17 protein-coding genes, 1 other RNA gene and 1 pseudogene are annotated in these 20,719 nt (G+C 60.3%); 15 read left to right on the forward strand and 4 right to left on the reverse strand.

Features of this window, described 5'->3' with window-relative positions:
• Window positions 1-51 precede the first annotated feature (51 nt).
• Window positions 52-810: an HAD family hydrolase gene (locus DXD48_RS09325; protein ID WP_117564964.1), complete on the reverse strand. Its 759-nt coding sequence runs from the start codon at window positions 808-810 to the stop codon at window positions 52-54.
• Between the two features lie 315 nt (window positions 811-1,125).
• On the opposite strand from DXD48_RS09325, the gene rpsA reads away from it, so the two are divergent.
• The 3 genes from rpsA to DXD48_RS09340 all read left to right on the forward strand — a co-directional run bounded on the left by rpsA (window position 1,126) and on the right by DXD48_RS09340 (window position 3,899).
• The gene (gene rpsA, locus DXD48_RS09330) at window positions 1,126-2,292 is read left to right on the forward strand and encodes a 30S ribosomal protein S1 (RefSeq protein WP_117564965.1); all 1,167 of its coding nucleotides are present in this window, start codon (window positions 1,126-1,128) and stop codon (window positions 2,290-2,292) included.
• A 340-nt stretch (window positions 2,293-2,632) separates the two neighbouring features.
• Window positions 2,633-2,994: RNase P RNA component class A (gene rnpB, locus DXD48_RS09335), an RNA gene on the forward strand.
• A 266-nt stretch (window positions 2,995-3,260) separates the two neighbouring features.
• Window positions 3,261-3,899 carry a YigZ family protein gene (locus DXD48_RS09340; protein ID WP_199407939.1) on the forward strand — a complete coding sequence of 213 codons (639 nt, stop codon included), beginning with the start codon at window positions 3,261-3,263 and terminating at the stop codon, window positions 3,897-3,899.
• A 67-nt stretch (window positions 3,900-3,966) separates the two neighbouring features.
• On the opposite strand, the gene DXD48_RS09345 is transcribed toward DXD48_RS09340, so the two are convergent.
• Window positions 3,967-4,413 (reverse strand): C-GCAxxG-C-C family protein, encoded by a 447-nt coding sequence (locus tag DXD48_RS09345; RefSeq protein WP_117647264.1) that lies wholly within the window; start codon window positions 4,411-4,413, stop codon window positions 3,967-3,969.
• Window positions 4,414-4,644: 231 nt separating this feature from the next.
• Between DXD48_RS09345 and DXD48_RS09350 the strand changes: the two genes are divergently transcribed.
• The 4 genes and pseudogenes from DXD48_RS09350 to DXD48_RS09365 all read left to right on the forward strand — a co-directional run.
• Window positions 4,645-5,928, forward strand: a complete 1,284-nt coding sequence (locus DXD48_RS09350) for an O-acetylhomoserine aminocarboxypropyltransferase/cysteine synthase family protein (protein ID WP_117564967.1) — start codon at window positions 4,645-4,647, stop codon at window positions 5,926-5,928.
• Window positions 5,929-6,072: 144 nt separating this feature from the next.
• Entirely contained in the window at window positions 6,073-7,377 is a 1,305-nt protein-coding gene (locus DXD48_RS09355; protein ID WP_117564968.1) for an MFS transporter, read from the forward strand.
• Window positions 7,378-7,534: 157 nt separating this feature from the next.
• Window positions 7,535-8,113, forward strand: a complete 579-nt coding sequence (locus DXD48_RS09360; RefSeq protein ID WP_117564969.1) for a xanthine phosphoribosyltransferase — start codon at window positions 7,535-7,537, stop codon at window positions 8,111-8,113.
• Window positions 8,114-8,266: 153 nt separating this feature from the next.
• Window positions 8,267-8,575: pseudogene (locus DXD48_RS09365) on the forward strand (peptide chain release factor-like protein); the annotation flags it as partial.
• 87 nt (window positions 8,576-8,662) lie between these two features.
• Here the strand turns inward: DXD48_RS09365 and DXD48_RS09370 are convergent.
• Together DXD48_RS09370 and DXD48_RS09375 are read right to left on the reverse strand one after the other, a co-directional pair.
• Window positions 8,663-9,625: a diacylglycerol kinase family protein gene (locus DXD48_RS09370; RefSeq protein WP_117564970.1), complete on the reverse strand. Its 963-nt coding sequence runs from the start codon at window positions 9,623-9,625 to the stop codon at window positions 8,663-8,665.
• Between the two features lie 87 nt (window positions 9,626-9,712).
• The gene (locus DXD48_RS09375) at window positions 9,713-11,134 is read right to left on the reverse strand and encodes a chloride channel protein (RefSeq protein WP_199407941.1); all 1,422 of its coding nucleotides are present in this window, start codon (window positions 11,132-11,134) and stop codon (window positions 9,713-9,715) included.
• A 211-nt stretch (window positions 11,135-11,345) separates the two neighbouring features.
• On the opposite strand from DXD48_RS09375, the gene glp reads away from it, so the two are divergent.
• The 8 genes from glp to DXD48_RS09415 all read left to right on the forward strand — a co-directional run bounded on the left by glp (window position 11,346) and on the right by DXD48_RS09415 (window position 20,718).
• On the forward strand, window positions 11,346-12,608 hold the full coding sequence (gene glp / locus DXD48_RS09380) for a gephyrin-like molybdotransferase Glp (RefSeq protein WP_117564971.1): 1,263 nt from the start codon (window positions 11,346-11,348) through the stop codon (window positions 12,606-12,608).
• A 10-nt stretch (window positions 12,609-12,618) separates the two neighbouring features.
• Window positions 12,619-13,098, forward strand: coding sequence for a molybdenum cofactor biosynthesis protein B (locus DXD48_RS09385; protein ID WP_117564972.1), 480 nt, complete (start codon window positions 12,619-12,621; stop codon window positions 13,096-13,098).
• A 204-nt stretch (window positions 13,099-13,302) separates the two neighbouring features.
• Window positions 13,303-14,175 carry a molybdate ABC transporter substrate-binding protein gene (modA, locus tag DXD48_RS09390; protein WP_117564973.1) on the forward strand — a complete coding sequence of 291 codons (873 nt, stop codon included), beginning with the start codon at window positions 13,303-13,305 and terminating at the stop codon, window positions 14,173-14,175.
• Between the two features lie 68 nt (window positions 14,176-14,243).
• A complete protein-coding gene (modB, locus tag DXD48_RS09395) occupies window positions 14,244-15,686 on the forward strand; it encodes a molybdate ABC transporter permease subunit (RefSeq protein WP_233514986.1) in 1,443 nt (480 codons plus the stop codon).
• Window positions 15,687-15,689: 3 nt separating this feature from the next.
• On the forward strand, window positions 15,690-16,760 hold the full coding sequence (locus tag DXD48_RS09400) for a sulfate/molybdate ABC transporter ATP-binding protein (RefSeq protein ID WP_117564975.1): 1,071 nt from the start codon (window positions 15,690-15,692) through the stop codon (window positions 16,758-16,760).
• A gap of 431 nt (window positions 16,761-17,191) precedes the next feature.
• Window positions 17,192-18,475, forward strand: coding sequence for a double-cubane-cluster-containing anaerobic reductase (locus DXD48_RS09405; RefSeq protein ID WP_117564976.1), 1,284 nt, complete (start codon window positions 17,192-17,194; stop codon window positions 18,473-18,475).
• 155 nt (window positions 18,476-18,630) lie between these two features.
• Complete coding sequence (locus DXD48_RS09410; RefSeq protein ID WP_117564977.1) at window positions 18,631-19,794, forward strand: double-cubane-cluster-containing anaerobic reductase; 1,164 nt, start codon at window positions 18,631-18,633, stop codon at window positions 19,792-19,794.
• A 159-nt stretch (window positions 19,795-19,953) separates the two neighbouring features.
• Window positions 19,954-20,718 (forward strand): acyl-CoA dehydratase activase, encoded by a 765-nt coding sequence (locus tag DXD48_RS09415; RefSeq protein ID WP_117564978.1) that lies wholly within the window; start codon window positions 19,954-19,956, stop codon window positions 20,716-20,718.
• Window position 20,719 lies beyond the last annotated feature (1 nt).

Below are 20,719 nucleotides of genomic sequence, written 5' to 3' on the forward strand. Positions count from 1 at the left end.
GGAGTAGCGTCGAAGGTTGACAAAACTATAGGAACACCCAACGACTAACCCTTACGACAGTTCGTCGGCTACTTGGTGCTCGTAGAAGGCTTCTACTACGGCGTTGAAGTCGCGGGCGAAGTCTTCCATGGTGCCGTGCCAGGTGGCTCGGCCGGGTTTTCCCTGGCCAACATAGGCGGTTTGGATGCCGCAGGCGGGGCTGGGGAAGTCGCGCTTGGGGTCGTTGCCCACCATGAGGACCTCATGAGGCTCGAGTCCCATCACCTGAAGCTGCTCTAGATAGTAGGTGGCATCGGGCTTGCAGCGGGTGGCGTTTCCCATGTGCGTCACGAGTTCAAAGGGGGCGTCGGCCATGTCGCCCCAGCCCATGCGGCACTCGATGGCCCCCTGCGGAAAGCTGGGGTTCGTAAAGAGCGCGCAGCGCAGGCCCGCGTTCTGTACCACCTCGAGCGCGGCGTGTGCACCCGGCATGGCTTTCGCATTGATCATGTCATCGTTCTTGTACGGCAGGACTTCACGATCGTAGTAGGTAAACGCCTCGTAGATGAGTGGGTCTGAGAGGCAAATGCCGCACCGGCGCTCAATTTCTTCTTGGTAGAACTCAAGATTGGTGCGATTGTCAGTGCCGCTTCGGCGATTGGCGTTGAGGTCGACCAGAATCGTGCCGAGGCGCGCCATCGTGCCGCCGCGGCTGCGTCGTCCGATATCTGCAAGCATCGACGAGACATCCTTAAAATAGCGAAGGATGAACGCGTTGAGGTTGATGCTAAGAAGCGTCTCGTCCATATCGAAAACGACTGCTTTGAGCACGCGGGCACCTTTCTCGATAAATCGTTTCAGAATCGTATGTCTGGGATACTTTACTCCAAAGCCGTATGCCCAACTGCTTATCGTCAGCTTGTGGAGACAGTCGTTCACAAGATTGCGAAAAAGTCTCCATACGAGTAAAAAATGGCAGTTCACGCTTGAAATCGAAGTGATTTCCCCGTAACCTATACGAACGTGATTGCATAAGCGTCACATTAGTATCTGTCGGCTCCCGAGTGTTCCTAAACGTTGTGTGCTTGTCGCACCCTTCTGTAGGTCCTAGCAATCGGGGCCCCGTAGTTCGAAAGGGGTCCACCTTTGAGTGAGATTCAGAACTCGTCCATTTTCTCTCTTGACGATGTCAACGAGGAGGAGATGAACAACCTCATCGACGGTACGATTACCGACTTTGATGAGGGCGATCTCGTTAACGGCACTGTCGTTAAGATCGAGCATGACGAGGTGCTCGTTGACATCGGATTCAAGTCCGAGGGCGTTATCCCGGTCCGCGAGCTGTCCATCCGCAAGGACGCTAACCCTGCAGACATCGTTGCACTCGGTGATCCCATCGAGGCCCTCGTTCTCCAGAAGGAGGACAAGGACGGTCGTCTGGTCCTGTCCAAGAAGCGTGCCGAGTACGAGCGTGCTTGGAACCGCATCGAGGAGAAGTTCAACTCCGGCGAGAACGTCGAGGGCGAGGTTATCGAGGTTGTCAAGGGCGGCCTGATTCTCGACATCGGCCTGCGTGGCTTCCTGCCCGCTTCCCTCGTCGACCTCCGTCGCGTCAAGGACCTCTCCTCCTACATGGGTACCCGCATCGAGGCCCGCGTCATCGAGATGGACCGCAACCGCAACAACGTCGTCCTCTCCCGTCGCGTCGTGCTTGAGGAGTCCCGTAAGGCCGAGCGCTCCGAGATCCTGTCCAAGCTCAAGTCTGGCATGCGTCTCCAGGGCACCGTTTCCTCCATCGTCGACTTCGGCGCCTTCGTCGACCTCGGCGGTATCGACGGCCTCATCCACATCTCCGAGCTCTCTTGGAACCACGTCAACCATCCTTCCGAGGTTGTCAAGGTCGGCCAGGAGGTCGAGGTCGAGGTTCTCGACGTCGATCTCAACCGCGAGCGCATCTCCCTGGGTCTCAAGCAGACCACCGAGGATCCGTGGCGCGCACTGGTCAAGAAGTATCCCGTCGGCGCTATCGTCGAGGGCACTGTGACCAAGCTTGTCCCGTTCGGCGCTTTCGTCGACCTGGGCGAGGGCATCGAGGGCCTGGTGCACATCTCCGAGATGGCCAACAAGCACGTCGATCAGCCTTCTCAGGTCACCCATGTGGGCGACAAGGTTCAGGTCAAGGTCATGGAGATCGACCTCGACCGTCGTCGTATCTCCCTGTCCATGAAGTCTGCTGCTGAGACTCTGGGCGTCGAGATTGAGGTTACCCCGCTGCCTTCCGAGAAGAAGGACGAGGAGACCGACGCCGAGTAAATCGGTTGACGATCACTTGTTTAAGGGATCCGTCCGTAATGGACGGGTCCCTTTTTACATTTGGCGGTGAAATGCACGATGCTACCCGGGCGCAATTTTGTCCGGGCTATCCGTTTGCTATTGGCTTGTCGGTGCATAAAATATGCCGACATCCCGCCTCGGGGAGGAGGCGGGAACGCACTGAGTAGACGGAGGGGTGCGGAGCGCGGTCGCGTCTCGACTGACGACGTTGCCCATCGACAAGCCTATTGTACTGCATGGCGTGGTTCTTGGTTTATCGTGTCGAACGCTTGTGTTGTGCCATTGCCAATAGCGACGGTGTGCTACACTCTTACACTGCTGAGTGGGCCAGACGGTCGCGCGATGTGCTGCTTGCAGCACGCGTGAGGAAAGTCCGGGCTCCAGAGGGCGGGATGCCGGCTAACGGCCGGGCGGAGTGATCCGACGGAAAGCGCCGCAGAAAAGAAGACTCCCACCTGCGCCGCAAGGCGTAAAGGGAAAAGCTGAAACGGTGGTGTAAGAGACCACCAGCGTCGTGGCAACACGGCGGCTTGGCAAGCCCCATCCGGAGCAAGCGCGAATAGGAACGCTATGGGCCGGCCCGGTCCGCGTTCGGGTAGCGTGCGTGGAGCTGCACGGTAACGTGCAGACAAGATAAATGACCGTTCACGACAGAACCCGGCTTACAAGCCCACTCAGCACTTTGTTGACGCTGCGACGTCGTCAGCTGGCCGATTTGGCGCTCATTCGTCGGTCGCCGCCATAAGGCGTGCTCCCTCCTCTTTCGGGCCAAATCGACTCAGCTGACGCCGTCTCGCTGTTTTTGTCTGATCATCGGCGGTTCCGTTCTTAGCGTCTCGCTGTAATTGCCTGGTCATCGGCGCTTCCATTCTTTTTACTGGGGTTTTCGGTACGGGCTTTGCCGTATTATTGAGGCTGTTTGTTGCTTTGCTTGTGTTTGAGGGGCTTTGTTGGACAGCTATTTTACTCTGCAATCGAATATTGAGACTTCGGGCGAGTTTGTGGACCGCAAGAGCCGGTTTATCGCCCAGCTGGTCCATATTGAGTCCGAGGATGAGGCGAATGCCTTTATCGAGATGGTTCGCAAGCGTCATTACGATGCCCGGCATAATGTTCCCGCGTGGATTTTGGTCGACGGGCGCGAGCGCCAGAGCGATGATGGCGAGCCGAGCCGCACGAGCGGTATGCCGACGCTCGAGGTGCTGCGCGGCGCGGGGCTCAAAAATGTTTGCTGCGTAGTGACGCGCTATTTTGGTGGCACGCTGTTGGGGCCTGGTGGTTTGGTACGCGCCTATACCGCGGCGACGCAGGCGGCGGTGGCCACGGCTCAGGAGGCCGGGCAGATCGTCGAGATGACAAGTGTCGTGCCGGTTGACGTGCATGTGGCCTATCCGCAGTATGAGCAGGTGCTTCGCTTGGCGCAGGATTGTGGTGCCAAGGTTTCGGACACCGATTACGCGGACGCCGTGACGATTCATTTGGTGTTTAAGGCGGGGGAGCAGGAGCCATTTTGCGCTAAGATGCGCGAGCTTATGGCGGGTCGCGAGCAAATCGAGGTCGGCGCTCCAGAATTTGCCGAGTTCTAACGGCGACGGCCGGCGTGCTTTTGGATGGATCCCAAGCGCGCCGGCCGTCGTTTTCTGTTGCCGCAGTTTACTCGGCGAGCTGCTTTAGCACATCACAGGCGATCTCGACGGCATCGTCGATGCAGCCGGGGCAGCTGCGGAGCGGACCCTTATCCGATCCGACGCCCTTGAGCGTGCCGCAGACGGTCGTCGTGTTCTTCTCGCCAAAACGTTTGGCGATCTCGCGCGACAGTTTGTAGGTCTGGCCCTTGGTCTTGGGGTTTTCCATGCAGTCGCTCATCACGAAGCCCATGATGGCCACGGCGCCCGAGATGGCGCCGCAGGTTTCGGTCATGCCGCCCATGCCGGCGCCAAAGCCCTCGGTGAGGTTAAAGGCAATCTGGGGATCGAGGCCGACGGCTGGTGCGAGCGTACAGGCGACGGCCTGGGCACAGTTAAAGCCACGGGTGTGGTATTCGGCAGCCTGAGCCTGGCAGGCGGTGGTGTCGAGCTGGGTCGTATCGATGTGCTTCATCGTTGTCTCCTTGTTTGTGGTGTACCCGCCTATGGTACCCTTGCCGACGCATTCGTTCATCGAGAGCTTTATGCATACCTCACCGTTTTTCTGTCGGACAAATACTAAAGATGTGGGGCGAATGAGCCCGATGCTTCTGTCCAATAACCTACCTTGCGGATGGGTTGAGAGGGGTGCGGGGTAGCGGTATCGTGAACCGAATAAAATGTAACCCAGGCAAGGGAGCTAAATATGAGCGAGCAGACCATCGGTACCACGTGTGTTCAGGGCGGCTATCGCCCGGGCGATGCGGAGCCGCGCCAGGTGCCCATCTACCAGTCCACCACGTGGAAGTACGACACGTCCGAGCACATGGGCAAGCTGTTTGACCTGGAGGAGTCGGGCTACTTCTACAGCCGCCTGCAGAACCCCACGTGCGATCTGGTCGCTGCCAAGATCTGCGAGATGGAGGGCGGCACTGCCGCGATGCTCACGAGCTCGGGCATGGCTGCGAACTTCCTCGCGATCTTTAACGTGGCCGGTGCCGGCGATCACGTGGTCGCAAGCTCTGCCATCTACGGCGGTACCTACAACCTGCTCGCCCACACCATGGGTCGTATGGGTGTCACCTGCACCTTTGTTGCCCCCGACTGCACCGACGAGGAGCTCGAGGCAGCCTTCCGGCCCAACACCAAGCTCGTCTTTGGCGAGACGATCGCTAATCCCGCCCTCGCCGTGCTCGATATTGAGCGCTTTGCCAAGGCCGCGCATGACCACGGCGTGCCGCTGATGGTCGACAACACCTTCCCGACGCCCGTGATGTGCCGTCCCTTTGAGTGGGACGCCGACATCGTTACGCACTCCACCACCAAGTACATGGACGGTCACGCGGCCTACCTGGGCGGTGTGATTGTCGATCACGGTCAGTTTGACTGGATGGCCCATGCTGACAAGTTCCCGGGTCTCACCACGCCCGATGAGAGCTACCATGGCGTGACCTATGCCGAGAAGTTCGGTCGCGAGGGTGCCTTCATCACCAAGGCTACCGCGCAGCTCATGCGTGACCTTGGCCCCATGCAGAACCCGCAGGCGGCCTTCTTCCTGAACAGCTCGCTCGAGAGCCTGCATGTGCGCATGCCGCGTCATTGTGAGAACGGCCTGGCCGTTGCCAAGTTCCTGCAGAGCCATCCCAAGGTACGCTTTGTGAGCTATCCGGGCCTGGAGGGCGATAAGTACTATGACCTGGCTCAGAAGTACATGCCCAACGGTACTTGTGGCGTCGTGAGCTTTGGCTTTAACGGTGGTCGCGCGGCGGCCGAGACCTTTATGAAGAGCCTCAAGCTCGCCCAGATCGCCACGCATGTGGCCGACGCCCGCACTTGCTGCCTGCATCCTGCTAACGCCACGCATCGTCAGATGAACGATGAGGAGCTCATCGCCTGTGGCATCTCCGCCGACATGGTGCGCCTGTCGTGCGGCCTCGAGGACACGGCCGATCTGATTGCCGACCTTGAGCAGGCGCTCGAGCAGTGCTAGGCTAGCGTTCGCATAAGTCGCCGATGCCGACAGGGGGCTTCGGTGACCTTTACGTTCCGATTCCGTAGGCGGGACCCCAATCGCGGCTGTTTACAGGCGATTGGGGCCCCGTTTTTTTGCGTTGGGCCACTCGAAAGGATGGATATGGAGAAAACCGCAGAGCAGCTGCGCCGCGAGCACATCGCCCTAGAGGGCGACACCCATGGCAAGAACAAATGGGCGATTCTGTTTACCGTGCTCATCATGACGTTTATGGCGTGTCTGGATTCGACCGTCGTGACCGTGGCACTGCCCGTGATGCAAAAGGAGCTGGGCGTGGGCCTCGATCGCATTCAGCTGGTGAGCTCGGTGTATCTGCTTGCGACGTGCGTGGCCATGTTGCCGTTTGGTCGTTTGGGCGACGTGCGCGGCAAAGTGGGCGTGTTCCAGCTGGGTGTCATCGTTTTTACGCTCGGCTCGCTGCTGTGTGGCCTTTCGGCCTCGCTCGAGGTTCTTATTCTGGCGCGCATCGTTCAGGGCGTCGGTTGCGCAGCGGCCATGGCAAACAACATGGGTATCATCACCGAGTCGTTTCCGGCGCGCGAGCGCGGTCGTGCCATGGGTATCCTCGCGACTTTCGTGGCCCTCGGCATGATGTGTGGTCCCGTGCTCGGCGGCATGCTGGTGGCAAGCTTTCCCTGGGAGAGCATCTTCCTCATCAACCTGCCCATTGGCGTCATCTCGTTTATCGTGGGGCTTTACACACTGCCGCATGTTAAGCCGGAGGCCGGCGAGCGCCCCATGTCGCTGGCGGAGGCCGCGCGTCGCTGCTTTGCGAGTTCGGCTTTTACGATTAACTTGGCATGCATGCTTATTGTGTTTATCGGCATCGGTGCATCTGAGTTTGTGCTGCCGTTCTATTTCCAGGATGCCCATGGCTTTAGCTCCGATATTTCCGGACTGCTCTTTTTGGCGCTGCCGATGGTGAATGCCTTTATCGGGCCGCTTTCGGGTACGGTTTCGGACCGTGTTGGCTGCGAGGGTCCCACGGCGGTCGGCCTGGGTGTGTACGTATGCGGTCTCTTTGCGGTAAGCACGCTCGACGAGCACTCCTCCATCCCTGTGATCGTGTGCTGTGTCGCGTTTATGTCGTGCGGCACGTCGATTTTCCAGAGCCCCAATAACTCGCTGTATATGGGCTCGGCTCCGCGCGAGGCACTCGGTTTTGCGGGCAGCTTGGGCAGTTTGGCGCGCTATGCCGGCATGGCAGTGGGCATTACGGCGGCGTCGCATATCCTGTATGGGCAGATGAGCGTGGCGATGGGCGAGGCCGTGACCAGTTTCGTTGCAGGCCGTTCGGATGTGTTCTTATTCGGCTTTCGCTCGGTGTTCTACGTGCTCATGGCTGTGGCCGCTGTGGGCTTTGCGCTCGCCATGGTGCGTTTGGTGAAGATGCGCGCCCGCCATTAGCGTGTTGGGAGGCTGTCTGCCACGATTCGCGCCGTCCCAAAAAGACTGGTTTGTGGTGCGATGTGGCTTGTGGGACGGGCGGGGGTCGGTCCGTGGTAGACTATCGAACAACGTTTATTAATCGCGCGGTATCGTTGCCGCGAGAAGGGGTTGCGCCATGCAGGAGCTTGAGGATCGTATTCGCCATGACGGCATCGTAAAGGCCGGTAACGTCCTTAAGGTTGATGCCTTCCTCAACCACCAGTGCGACGTTGAGCTGTTCGATCACATGGGCGCTGAGTGGGCCCGTCTGTTCGAGGGCGTCGAGATCAACAAGATCCTGACGATCGAGGCTTCGGGCATTGGCATGGCCTGCATTGCAGCTCAGCATTTTGGCGGCGTGCCGGTGGTCTTTGCCAAGAAGGCCCAGTCCATTAACCTCGACGGCGAGCAGTATGCCACGACCATCTACTCCTTTACCAAGCAGAAGGAGTACCCGGTCATCGTGGGCAAGCGCTTCCTGTCCGAGGGCGATAAGGTCCTAATCATCGATGACTTCCTGGCCAACGGCTGCGCACTTGAGGGTCTTATTAAGATCTGTGAGGCCGCGGGTGCCGAGGTTGCTGGCATTGGCATTGCGGTGGAGAAAGGCTTCCAGGGCGGTGGCGATAAGCTCCGCGAGCGCGGCTTCCGCGTTGAGAGCCTAGCCCGTATCGCCGATATGGACTGCGATACCGGCGAGATCACCTTCGCCTAAGCGCGCAACACAAGCGATTGGTATGCGATGTGACAAAGGGACTTTCCCTTTGTCACATTTTTTATGAGGGGAGGTGTTGATATGGATGAGAACAAGATGGGATGGCGTGAGTATGCGCGCTATGCCGAGATGTCGGCCGAGGAGTTGGCGCGCGATTGCGAGGTGCAGGTGTTTCGCGCGACGGGTCCGGGCGGACAAGGCGTCAACACGACGGACTCGGCGGTGCGCATGAAGCATGGGCCCACGGGGATTGTCGTGACGGCGCGCGAGAGCCGTAGTCAGTTTCAGAATCGCAGCTGCTGTCTGCGTAAGCTGCGCGCTGAGCTTGAGCGTCGCGGGCGTCCACCGCGCCGTCGCGTCAAGACCAAAGTGCCACAGCGCTCTCGCCAGCGCAGGCTCAACGATAAGCACTTCAACGCGATTAAAAAGGCCAACCGTCGCAAGCCGGGCGGGGAGGAATGATCTTCTCAATAAGTTGCGGTGAAATAGGGACTGTTTTGCGGCTTTGGCTGCATAAACAGTCCCTATTTCACCGCAACTTAGGTGAAGCTAGCGGGTTGGGTGCCAGACCTCGAGGACGGCGGGAAGGATATCCACCTCGATGCGCGAGGCGACAATGGGCTCGCCGTCGGCCTGGATGGGGTAATCGGGCTGCTCGAAGGTGAGCTCGGCATGGCGGCAGCGGCGCATACGAACCGGCGGCAACTTGGTGTGGTGGCCGTCCTTGGCCGAAAGAAACATAGGCAGGGCAACGGCGCGGGGGACGGGGCCGCAGGCGTAGCAGACATCGAGTATGCCGTCGCAGGGGTCGGCATCGGGGCAGATGCGATAGCCCGAGCCATAGGTGGGGCCCAGCTGAATCGCCATGATAATCGCCCGCACGCGCTCGGCGGGCGCGCCGTCAAAGCTGACTTTCATGGGGTAGTTGCGATAGCGTAGGCCAAACTGCTCAAGGCCCGAGAGGGTGTAGAGCGGCGCGCCCGTCAAGCCGGTCTTTTTGCGCAGCTCGGTGGTGCTAAGGCCGATGGCAGCATCGATGCCGACCGAAAGCGTCTGGTCATAATACTCGACCGTCGCCTCGCCGCTACCGCTTGCAGGGCTCCATGAGCGAATGCGCCCGATGTCCTGACGTTGCAGCTCGCAGGTGAGCAGCGCGCCAAAATCCTTGCCGGAGAAATCGTCGATACCGAGCGTTTGGGCAAAATCGTTGCCGGAGCCCACGGGCAGGACGGCAAGGGCGGGGCGGGCGTCCTGCTTTTGCGTCATAAGCCCATTGACGACCTCGTGGATCACGCCGTCGCCGCCAAGAGCGATAACGGTGCGGTAGCCCTGGGCCTGTGCGGTAAGTTCCTTGGCATGCCCCATGCGCTCGGTCAGTACCAAGTCAAACTGGGATGAGCGCGCGGTCATGTCTAAAAAGCGCTGCAGGCGCTCAGCGACCTCGCGCGCCGCACCCGACTGGGCGGCTGGGTTGGCGATGATGAGCGTGCGACCAAAATCAGTTGCGTGCATGGGGCGACTCCCGGCGTATAACGTGACGGTGCGGTCGCGCTCGGGTCGAATTGCCCCCGATTGTGGCTGCACGGCGAATACTAACGTCTACTCTATCAGGTCGTTGTGGCGCTCGATAGCATCCGCTACCGTACCGCCCTCATCCACAATAAGCGAACGGCGCTTGGGTGAGATGATGCGCTGGGCGGGGTACACGCCGCGGTGTCCGCCGGTTAGGTAGCTGATAAAGGCCACGATGACAAAGAACCCGGCGGCTGTGCCGTGGAACAGGTCGATGGCCATCATGCAGGTGGTGATGGGCACGTTGAGGCCGGCGCAGAACACGCCGAGCATGCCGAGAGCCGCCAGAAAACTGGGGTCGAGCCCAGTAAGGCAACCGATCCAGCCACCGAGTGCCGCACCGATGCCAAACAGGGGCGTGACCTCGCCGCCTTGGAAGCCCGCGCCCAGGGTAAGCGCTGTGACGACCAACTTGATGACTGCGTCCGCCAGGGTGGTGTTGCCTGCAAATCCGGCGCCGGAAAGCCACGTGGAAAGGCCGGCGTAGTCCCAGGCGTCGAGGAGGGCATAGGCGGCCAAAACCACGAGTGTGCCTATAAGTGCGCGAATGAGGTAATTGGTGATAAAGCGACCGTACAGGTTCTTGACTGTTCGAACCGACCAGGCAAAGAGGCGTGCCGTCAGGCCGAAGATAATTGCGCTGATAACAACGATAACGACCGTTTTGGGCGTCATGTTGGGAACGTTGGCAATGACATTCGCTTCGTACTCGGTACCCAGGGCGAGTGATGTAAAGTAGCCGGTAAACGAGGCGACCAGGCAGTAGATGCCCGCGGTGTAGTCGATCTTGCCGATAAAGCACATCTCCATGCCAAAGAAAGCTCCGGCAAGGGGCGAACCGAATACGGCGCCAAAGGCCGACGAGATGCCGGCGAGCATGAGGTCGTGGTGGTCATGCTTTTTGAGGTGGGCAAGGTTCGAGATGTTGCTGGCGATGGTGCCGCCAATCTGCACCGCGGCTCCCTCGCGACCGGCCGATCCGCCCGTTAGGTGCGTGAGCGTGGAACAGACGAAGGTGAGGACGGCCATGCGCATATGGATGAGACGTGTGCCCAGAGCGGAGTCGATGACCAGGTTGTTGCCACGCTTGGCGGCGAGGCCGTGGTTTTTGTACACCCATGCGGTGGCAACGCCCACAACGGGGAGCAGCGCGTAAATCCACTCATGGCGCTCGCGATAGTCGGTCGCGATATTCAGCGAGGCCAAAAACGCCCAAGCGGCAACGCCCATGGCGAGCGAGACGATAACTACGAGCACGAGCAGCTTGGCGCTTGCGAGTAGGTTGCGGGCGTTGCGGCGCGTGTCGGCAGCCAAGAGATGCTCGGAGCGGGTGAGCTGTTGCCTGCCTGCCATGATGACGTCGTTAAGGGAGAAAAGGCCGCCGTCGTCGAGCGGCTGGGAATGATCCTGCGCCTCGTTTGCGCTTTCGGGTTTGTCGGTAAAAGCCATACGTTCCTCTTTTTGGGTTGCAACACGAGCATTATAAAACGCGGTAAACGCGACGAGCCGGTGGGTTAGTTTCCATTCTGTTTCGTGGCTTGCAACCGACAGGTGTATTTGCGGGTGCAGGCCGAGTCGCGGTCGTGCGTCGGGGGATTATACTGAGACAAGCATAAAGAATCGGCGTTCCCGTTGTGCGCCGTGGCATTAAGAGGTGCATATGGCTGAGAAACTCATTCCGTTGGAGGACGCACAGGCGATCGTCTTGTCGCACGTGAATCGCACCGAAGTTGTCGAGATTCCCGTGTGGCAGGCCGCCGGTCTTCCCTTGGCAGAGGACGCGGTGGCCGATATCGACATTTCGCCGTTTGCCAACAGCGCTATGGACGGATATGCCGTGCGCTCGGCGGACTTGGCGCAGGCATCTGGCGAGGCGCCGGTGACGTTCGACGTTGTCGGACACGAGGCCGCGGGCCATGTCTTTGAGGGCGCAATCGGCGCGGGTGAGACGGTCCGCATCATGACGGGCGCGCCGGTACCCGAAGGTGCCGATGCCGTGGTGAAATACGAGATCGTCGAGGTGCTTGACGGCGACGGCAACGAGGGCTCGCACGTGAGCTTCTCGGCGCCTGCCAAGGTAGGGGAGAACGTTCGCTCTGCCGCCGAGGAGGCCCATGTCGGCGATGTTGTGATGCACGCCGGCGAGGTTGTGGCCCCGGCCGGCGCTGGCCTGCTGGCGAGCGCCGGGTATGCGAGCGTGAAGGTGCATGCCGCGCCGCGTGTGGGCATTATCTCGCTGGGTACGGAGCTGGTCGCGCCGGGTGAGCTGCCGGCGCGCGGGCAGATTCGCGACTCCAACTCGTCGGCGTTGATGGCCGAGGCACTCGATGCCGGCGCCGAGCCGGTGTTCTTTGGCATCGCTCCCGATGATGAGCAGGCAATCGCCGAGCTCGTGCATCGCGCCGTGCAGGAGTGCGATTTTGTCATTACGAGCGGCGGTGCCTCGGCGGGCGATTACGACTATGTGACGGCGCTCGTCCGGCGCGAGGGCGAGGTGCTCTTCGACCGCATCTCGATGCGTCCCGGCAAAGCCATCACGTTTGGCCTGCTTGGGGGCAAGCCGTATTTGGGGCTTTCGGGCAATCCCGCGGCGGCGTATGTGGGCTTTGAGATGCTCGCCCGCCCCGCGATCCGCAAGATGCGCGGCTTTGCCGAGGGTACGCGTCCCGTGCAGCAGGCGACGCTCACGCACGGCGTGAAAAAGCGACAGCATCGCCGCTTCTTCGATCGCGCCACGGTTTTGCGCGACCCCGAGACCGGTGAGCTGTTGGTGACCGAGGCCAAGACGCAGAATTCGGCGCTGCTCGGCACAATGCAGCGGGCTAACTGCCTGCTGCGTATTGACGAAGGACCGTGCGACCTCAAGGCGGGCGATGTCGTGGATGTCGTGCGAGTCGACCTGCCTGAGGGCACGGTGCTATAGGAGGAATGTTATGGAGTTAAAGATTTCGATCGTAACGTGCTCGGACACGCGCGACCTTGCCCAGGACGAGGCAGGTGCCGCACTCGAGGAGCTTATCGAGGCGCAGGGATGGACGGTCGCCTCACATGTGGTCGTGCGCGACGACGTCAGTGAAATCGGTGATGCCATTGTGGAAGCTGCCGATGAGTGCCGCGCCAATGTCGTGCTCTCCTGCGGCGGCACGGGGCTTTCGATGCGCGATGTGACGCCCGAGGCGACGCGTGCCGTTTGCGAGCGCGATGTGCCGGGTATTGCAGAGGCAATCCGTGCGTACTCCATGACCAAGACGCGCCGCGCTATGCTCTCGCGCGCTATTTGCATGCAACGAGGTCATACACTTGTCGTAAACTTTCCCGGTTCTACGAAGGCCGCCCGCGAAAGCTGGGAGGCCGTGAGCGATCAGCTGGAGCATGCAGCCCAAATGACAGCGGGCGGCGGACATACCAACTAAGCGGTTTACCTGCGGCGGGGCGACCTGAACGGCTGCTCCGCCTATTATTTGTGCCCAAGGGGACGGCATTCTGTAGGCATGCCTGAAACTATATTCTCAGACGAGAATAATTTCTCAGAATCATTATTCGCACCGAAGTATAATCTAATTACAGAATAAAGCCTGCGGCGAGGTGCCCGGGTGTATCGTTCGAAAGGGTTGAACATGTTCGATATGGTTTCTCGCCGCGGATTCGTCTCACTCTCTGCTGTCGCCGCTGCCGGCCTTGGCCTTGCCGGCTGCTCCGGCAACAAGACGTCTGAGCCGACTGGCTCCGATGCCGGTTCTGCTAAGGCATCTTCCAAGAAAGCTGTCGAGCTTCAGGTCTTCGCTGCCAACTCTCTCGAGAAGGCCCTGCCCGAGGTCCAGGAGCTCTACACCGATCAGACCGGCACCACCTTTGCCGACACGCAGTTTAAGGCCTCCGGCGACCTCGTCGAGCAGATGCGTGCCGGCGCCACGGCTGATGTGCTCATCACCGCTTCCAAGGGCACCATGGACGACGCCGAAGCCGCCGAGCTCGTTGACGCCGACACCCGTGAGGATATGTTCGTCAACGACCTCGTGATCATTCGCGCCGAGGGCTCCGACACCAAGGTCGAGGCCATCGCCGGCGTCGCGAATCTGGACGGCAAGATCGCCATCGGCGACGCCAAGACCGTCCCCGCCGGCAAGTACGCCAACCAGGCCCTGGCCTCCGTGGGCCTCTATACCGGCACCGAGGGCGACGACGGCGAGTACGCCTCCGAGATCGCTGACAAGGTGGCCCTGGCCGACAAGGTCGGCACTGCTGCGTCTTACGTCTCTACGGGCGACTGCGTGGCTGGCTTTGTCTATAGCTCCGACATCTTCCGCTACGACGGCATCGAGGAGGCCTTCGTGTGCCCCGAGGATTCGCACAAGCCCATTGTGTATCCGGGCGCTGTCGCCGATGGCTCCGAACATGCCGACGAGGCCAAGGCGTTTATCGACTTTTGCCTGTCCAGCAAGAAGGCTCAGAAGATTTGGGCTAAGTACGGCTTTGAGCTTTCCGCGTAGTGCGGCTTGGCGCGATAATTCCATCGTTTTGTGTTTCACTCCGTCCTTGTATTCGCTTGGAGCTTTTCGTGCTTAATAGATTCCGCATGCTCGTCGCCTGTGCTTTGACCTTCGCGCTTTGCTGGGTGCCGGGATTTGCGTTTGCTGGGGTCGCTGAGGACGGGGCCCAGGTTGCTGCGACCGCTCATGGGCTTTCCTATGGGATCGAGGGTTTTGAGCGGTTGGCCAAGGGGACCGCTCGTGCTATGGAGGGCCAGCCTGAGGGCTACCGGTTTCCCGTTGACGAGGACGTGGACCTTGTAGTGGCGCCTGCTGCCGATCGCGTTGTGGTGTGGGTATCGCCCAAGGCGGCCGAGAAGTATGGATTGGATCCGCAGGACAACGAGTGTGTATCGGGTCTCAAGGCCCTCGTCTGTGAGCTCGACAGCGCAAACTCCATGGGAGGTGCGCAGCTAGGGGACGTTGATCTTCCTTGGTATGTTACGGCGGAAACAACGTTTGATGCCGGCGGGTATACCTATGGCTTTGACGAGCACGGTGCGGATGGGGACCGCTATGTGGTGATTGCATCGGCCTCGGGTGATGCCAAGGGCGGCGCGCGCTGGCTTGATAGCGCTCAAATGGTAGAAGCATCGTCTGTCGTGTTGCGGGATGAGCAGGGTCCCTTGACCTCTCTGGCCTCCTTTTTGGGCGACATCGACTATCGCCCGCTTTGGGTGTCCATAAAAACGAGCGGCCTTGCCCTGCTGATTTCCTTTGCGCTGGGCCTGTTCGCCGCGTGGAAGACTATGGGTACCTCGAGTCGCATCAAGGGCCTGCTCGACTCGGTCTTTACGATTCCTATGGTGCTGCCGCCCACGGTCTGCGGCTTTCTGCTCCTCATGCTATTTGGCCGCTCGACCGGGGTGGGCCAGTGGCTCATCGCGCACGGCGTCTCGATCGTCTTTACGTGGCCTGCGGCGGTGATATCTGCCGTGGTGGTGTCGTTTCCCCTGGTCTACCGTACGGCGCTCGGTGCCTTTGAGAGCCTCGACACGCAGATGCTCGATGCCGCGCGAACCCTGGGATGGTCCGAGCGTCGCATCTTTACCAAGCTTATGATGCCGCTTGGCTGGCCCTCGATTGCCGCCGGCGCGGTGCTTGCCTTCGCGCGTGCCATGGGCGAGTTTGGCTGCACCCTGTTCTTTGCGGGCAACTACGCCGGCATTACCCAGACCATCCCTATCGCCATCTACTTTGAGTGGATGGGCGGCAACACCTCGGTGGCCCTCTTTTGGGTCGTCGTCGTGATCGTGTTTAGTTTCCTGGTCATCCTGTTCATCAACATGTACACGGCGCATTCGCAAAAGTATCGCGAGCGTGGTCTCTCCCGTGCAGAGCGCAAACAGGCCAAGCAGCTGGGTAGCCAGATCGATTCGCTCGACCCAGTCGGCGGCGATGCCTTGCGCATCGATCGCGAGGCGCTGGCCGAGCTTATGCGCGATGACGCAGCACCGCAGGGAGGTCGATAAGCTATGTCGCTCGTTTTGGATATCAAAAAACGCTATCCCGGGTTTATGCTCTACATGCAGCTTGAGGCCGGCGAGGAGCGTGTGGCGCTGCTGGGCGCCTCGGGCTGTGGCAAGAGCTGCACGCTGCGCTGCATTGCCGGCGTGGAGACACCCGACGAGGGAAAGATCGTCGTCAACGGCGTGACCTTCTTTGACTCTGCGGCGGGCATCAACCTTTCGCCCCAGGAGCGAAAATGCGCCCTGATGTTTCAAAACTATCAGCTGTTCCCTAATATGACGGTGGCCGATAACGTGTGCGCCGGCGTTGAGGGTGCAGGCGACGCCGCGGCGCGCAGGCAACTTGCCGAGCGCTACCTGGGTATCTTTGGACTGGCCGACTTTGCCGACCGCTATCCCGCGCGCCTCTCGGGCGGCCAGCAGCAGCGCGTGGCGCTCGCTCGTATGGTGGCGGCACACCCGGGCATTTTTATGTTCGATGAGCCCATGAGCGCGCTCGACGCGTATCTCAAGAGCGCCCTCGAACAGAACATGCTCGACCTGTTCGACGTATGCAACCGCACCGTGCTCTATGTGAGCCACGACATCGACGAAGCGTGCCGCCTGTGCCAGCGCATCTGCGTGATGCACGACGGGCATGTTGAGGAGATTGGCTCCGTCGAGGACGTGGTCCGCCGTCCGCAGACGCTGGCGGCGCTGCGCCTGACGGGCTGCAAGAACACAAGCCGGGTGCGCAAGATCGGCGACGAAGAAGTTGAGGCCCTCGACTGGGGCATGAGCTTTAACGTGGGTCGCGAGGTTCCCGATAATGTAGCGTACCTGGGTATTCGTGCGAGCTACTTCCATGTGGACAACCGTGCCGAGCGGGGTCGCAACAGCTATGACCTGCGCGTGGCCCGCGTGAGCGATTCGCGTTTTGAGCGCCTGGTTCTGCTGGATGTGCCGCGTGCCGATGCGCCCACGCGCCTGCAGTGGAAGGTCAACAAGGTGGGCATACCTGTCGACGAGTTGCCGCAAGCAGGCGAGACGCTGCGCATGCATTTTGATGCCAGCAGGATCCATTTGGTTTGTCGATAGCGCCGGGTAATGCCGTCGGGGAATATAAGCCTCCGCGGCTTTGTTTTTGCCGTTCGCCGAATGAGGAATGACAAACTCTTATCAATCAAGATAATTATTTATTAGACGACGGCACACGACGCTGTCGTACGAATGTCAACGGTGTTCGCATGGTCGATGACCGTTGATATAGTTGACCTCGACTTGTAAAGGAGGGTGCGCACATGCCGCAGACGACATACATTCGCCGCGTTGCCGCGCGCGCCCAGTATATGGCTCGGAGCCGCATATGAGCAGGTATGTTCACGGCTCCGGGAGAGACGACGCACAACTAAATAATCGACCGCAAAGCAGGTTCCCTAAAATTCCGGGTTTGAGCACGGTCGGGCAATCGCCGTCCGTCGTGCATCGATACCGCTGTTATCCGTTTTTGGTTCGAGAGGGGAACCGTTATGGCTGAAGAATTTGATTTCCACCCGATGTGGGAGAGCCTCGGCATGAATCTTGCCGACCACGACATGCTGCTAGGCGCCGTGGGCCAGATGTACGGCGATATGTTCTTGACGCAGAACAATCGCCCCAAGTCCACGTCCTACCTGGACTTTGTGGCCACCAACATCCACAGCGGCCGTATTAAGGAGATGCTCGACAAGAAGGAGGCTGGCGAGGCCACCAAAATCGTGGGCAGCTTCTGCGTCTACGTGCCCGAGGAGATTGTGCTCGCCTGCGACGGCATTCCCGTTGGTCTGTGCTCGGGTGCCGATTGGGCGACCGACAAGGTCGAGGAGCACTTGCCGCGCAACACTTGTCCGCTTATCAAGAGCTTTGCCGGCTTTAAGCTGGGTGAGGTCTGCCCCTACATTGAGTCGAGCGACTTGGTGGTAGGCGAGAACACCTGCGATGGCAAGAAGAAGGCCTACGAGTTTTTTGCCACGCAAAAGAACATGTACGTCATGGATATTCCCAACGTACACGACGAGTCGACGCTTGTGACCTGGAAGGCCGAGGTTAAAAAGCTCGCCGCCAAGATTGAGGACGAGTGTGGCGTCACGATTACGCGTGAGCGTCTGAAGGCCGCCATCCGCGCCGTCAATGAGAAGCGTCGCGCCCTGCAGCGCCTCGCTGCCACGCGCGCTGCCGACCCAGCGCCCATTAGCGGTCTCGACAGCCTGCTGACCGTTCAGGCCGCCTTTATGGACGACACGCCGCGTCTGACTGGAGCCATCAACGATATGGCGGCTGAGTGCGAGCAGCGTGTCGAGGCCGGCGAGGGCGTGGCGCCCAAGGGGACCAAGCGCATCCTGTACACCGGCACGCCCATGGCCGTGCCCAACTGGAAGCTGTTCAACCTCATCGAGAAGGCCGGCGGCGTTGTGGTAGGCGAGGAGTCCTGCACGGGTTCGCGCTATTACAAGGACCTGGTCGACGAGTCCGGTGAGACGGTTGACGAGATGCTCGATGCCATCGCCGAGCGCTACTTTAAGATCAACTGTGCCGTCTTTACGCCCAACGACCAGCGTATGAAGGACATTGTCCAGATGGCCAAGAACCTGCATGCCGACGGCATTGTCGACGTGGCCCTGCAGTTCTGCACGCTCTACGAGATGGAGTCGTTTGCCGTGGAGAAGGCCGCCGAGGAGGCCGGCATTCCATTTATGCACATCACGACCGACTACGTCGGCGAGGATGCAGGCCAACTGCAAACCAGGATTGAGGCTTTCTTGGAAACCATTTAGGACTATTCGTCCCGGCGGCTTCCCCAGGCACCCGATCTTGCTGTTCAAACCGTCGCTTGCGTACCAGAAGTACGCGGCGCTCCTCTTTCACGGCAACCTCGGGCACCTGGAAAAGCCGTTTCCTTGGTTGTTTAAAAGGTTTGTTAAGGAGTTATATGTCGGAAAATATTGAGCAGCCGTTGCCGTCCACGTTTGAGGAGTTCAACGAGCAACGCAAGGCGGCGTTTATTCGCGTCAAGGATTACAAACAGGCCGGCAATCGCCTGGTCGGCTATTTGTGCAGCTATACGCCGCTCGAGATTATCGATGCCGCGGGCGCTGCAAGTGTGGCCTTGTGCGGCACATCCGACGAGGTGATTCCCGAGGCCGAGAAGGTGCTGCCGGCAAATCTGTGTCCGCTCATCAAATCGACGTACGGCTTTGCCTACTCGCAAAAGTGCCCGTTTACGTACTTTAGCGACATGATCATCGGCGAGACCACCTGCGACGGCAAGAAGAAGATGTACGAACTGCTCAACGAGCTCAAGCGCACGCACATTCTGCATCTTCCGCAGGGTCGCGATCGCGCCTACGAGCGTAAAGGCTGGTACGAGGAGTGCCGCCTGCTCAAGGAGGAGCTCGAGGGCTTCTACGGCATCACGATTACCGACGATGACCTGCGCGCTGCCGTCCGTCGTCGCAACCGTCTGCGTGCGGCCCAGCTCGAGATGTTTGCGCTGCAGGCCAACCAGCCGGCTGCCATGAGCGGCGTTGACCTGATGAGCACCATGTTCGCCGGTACGTTCAGCTTTGATATCGAGGCCTATACGCAGCAGCTGGAGCAAAAGGTTGCCAAGCTGCGCGAGACCTACGACGCGGGCGAGCGCCCGGTTGCGGCGGATGCCAAGCGCATTCTGATCACTGGCTGCCCGGTGGGCGGCGTGATCAACAAGATCGGCCGTACTATCGAGTCCAACGGCGGTGTGGTCGTGTGCATGGACGACTGCTCGGGCGAGCGCACGGCGGCCATGATGATCGACCCGGAGGCTCCCGATATCCTGCGCGCTATCGCCGACCGCTACCTGGATATCAACTGCTCGGTCATGACGCCCAACGACGGTCGTATGGAAAACACGCTGGCCATGCGCGAGAAGTATCACGTCGATGGGGTAGTGGAGAACGTGCTCCAGGCGTGCCATACCTTTAACGTGGAGAGCGCACGCATGCAGGAAGCTGTCGAGGGTGCGGGCATTCCGTACATGAAGATTGAGACCGACTACAGCAACGGCGACATGGGCCAAATCGAGACCCGCATCGCCGCCTTTATCGAAACCCTCTGACATCTGAGGCGCCCGACCTTCCGGCTCCAACCCTCCTCGCGTACCTTGAGTACGCTTCGTCGGGCTTGTCGCTCGGAATCTCGGGCACCTCAGACGCCAGAGGGCCGTTGTTGCAGCAGTGTCTGATCGTTTGATTTTCTTGCTGATTAGGAGAGAGCCATGATAGGGATCGGGATCGATATCGGGTCTACGGCGGCTAAGGCTGCCGTGGTCGATGGGGAGGGTTCGGTGGCGTGGACGTGCGTGCAGCCCACCGGGTTCTCCTCGGTCGATGCTTCCGAGCGGCTGCGCGAGGCACTGGCAGCGGCCGGCTATGACGTGTGCGCCGACGATGTTCGCGTGGTCGCGACTGGCTACGGCCGTGTCGCGGTGCCCTATGCCAACAAGGTAGTGACCGAGATCACCTGCCATGGTGCCGGTGCGGTCCGCCTGTTTGGCGAGCAGGGCACGGTGATCGACGTGGGCGGCCAGGATACCAAGGTCATCCAACTCAAGGGCGGCCGCGTGGCAAAGTTCGCCATGAACGACAAGTGTGCCGCCGGCACGGGGCGCTTTCTGGAGATCATGGCCGACCGCCTGGGCATTTCCCAGCAGCAGATGGCCGACCTGGCGCGTTCCGGCGAGCCCACCAAGATCAGCAGCATGTGCACGGTGTTTGCCGAAAGCGAGGTCATCAGCCTGATCGGTCGCGGTGAGCCGCGCGAGAACATTGCGCGTGGCGTGATCGACAGCGTGGTCTCGCGCGTGGCGACCATGGCCGGGCAGGCCGCGGGCGCCCCGTACTACCTGACCGGTGGCCTGTGCGAGAACGCCTTCGTGGTGGAGCGGTTGGGCGAGCTACTGGGGTCGCCGGTGACCACCTCGCCCCAGGCTCGCTTTGCCGGAGCGATCGGCGCGGCTGTCCGCGCCGCCGCCTTGGCCTAGG

The sequence above is a fragment of the Collinsella sp. TM05-37 genome (assembly GCF_003436455.1).
Lineage (GTDB): Bacteria > Actinomycetota > Coriobacteriia > Coriobacteriales > Coriobacteriaceae > Collinsella.

Excerpts from the sequence above, each read along its gene's own strand:
- DXD48_RS09360 (WP_117564969.1), top strand. The coding sequence starts at position 7,535 with ATGCAGGAGCTTGAGGATCGTATTCGCCATGACGGCATCGTAAAGGCC.
- DXD48_RS09415 (WP_117564978.1), top strand. The coding sequence starts at position 19,954 with ATGATAGGGATCGGGATCGATATCGGGTCTACGGCGGCTAAGGCTGCC.
- modA (WP_117564973.1), top strand. The coding sequence starts at position 13,303 with ATGTTCGATATGGTTTCTCGCCGCGGATTCGTCTCACTCTCTGCTGTC.
- DXD48_RS09355 (WP_117564968.1), top strand. The coding sequence starts at position 6,073 with ATGGAGAAAACCGCAGAGCAGCTGCGCCGCGAGCACATCGCCCTAGAG.
- DXD48_RS09370 (WP_117564970.1), bottom strand. The coding sequence starts at position 9,625 with ATGCACGCAACTGATTTTGGTCGCACGCTCATCATCGCCAACCCAGCC.
- DXD48_RS09375 (WP_199407941.1), bottom strand. The coding sequence starts at position 11,134 with ATGGCTTTTACCGACAAACCCGAAAGCGCAAACGAGGCGCAGGATCAT.
- DXD48_RS09345 (WP_117647264.1), bottom strand. The coding sequence starts at position 4,413 with ATGAAGCACATCGATACGACCCAGCTCGACACCACCGCCTGCCAGGCT.
- DXD48_RS09410 (WP_117564977.1), top strand. The coding sequence starts at position 18,631 with ATGTCGGAAAATATTGAGCAGCCGTTGCCGTCCACGTTTGAGGAGTTC.
- DXD48_RS09405 (WP_117564976.1), top strand. The coding sequence starts at position 17,192 with ATGGCTGAAGAATTTGATTTCCACCCGATGTGGGAGAGCCTCGGCATG.
- DXD48_RS09400 (WP_117564975.1), top strand. The coding sequence starts at position 15,690 with ATGTCGCTCGTTTTGGATATCAAAAAACGCTATCCCGGGTTTATGCTC.
- DXD48_RS09350 (WP_117564967.1), top strand. The coding sequence starts at position 4,645 with ATGAGCGAGCAGACCATCGGTACCACGTGTGTTCAGGGCGGCTATCGC.
- glp (WP_117564971.1), top strand. The coding sequence starts at position 11,346 with ATGGCTGAGAAACTCATTCCGTTGGAGGACGCACAGGCGATCGTCTTG.
- DXD48_RS09385 (WP_117564972.1), top strand. The coding sequence starts at position 12,619 with ATGGAGTTAAAGATTTCGATCGTAACGTGCTCGGACACGCGCGACCTT.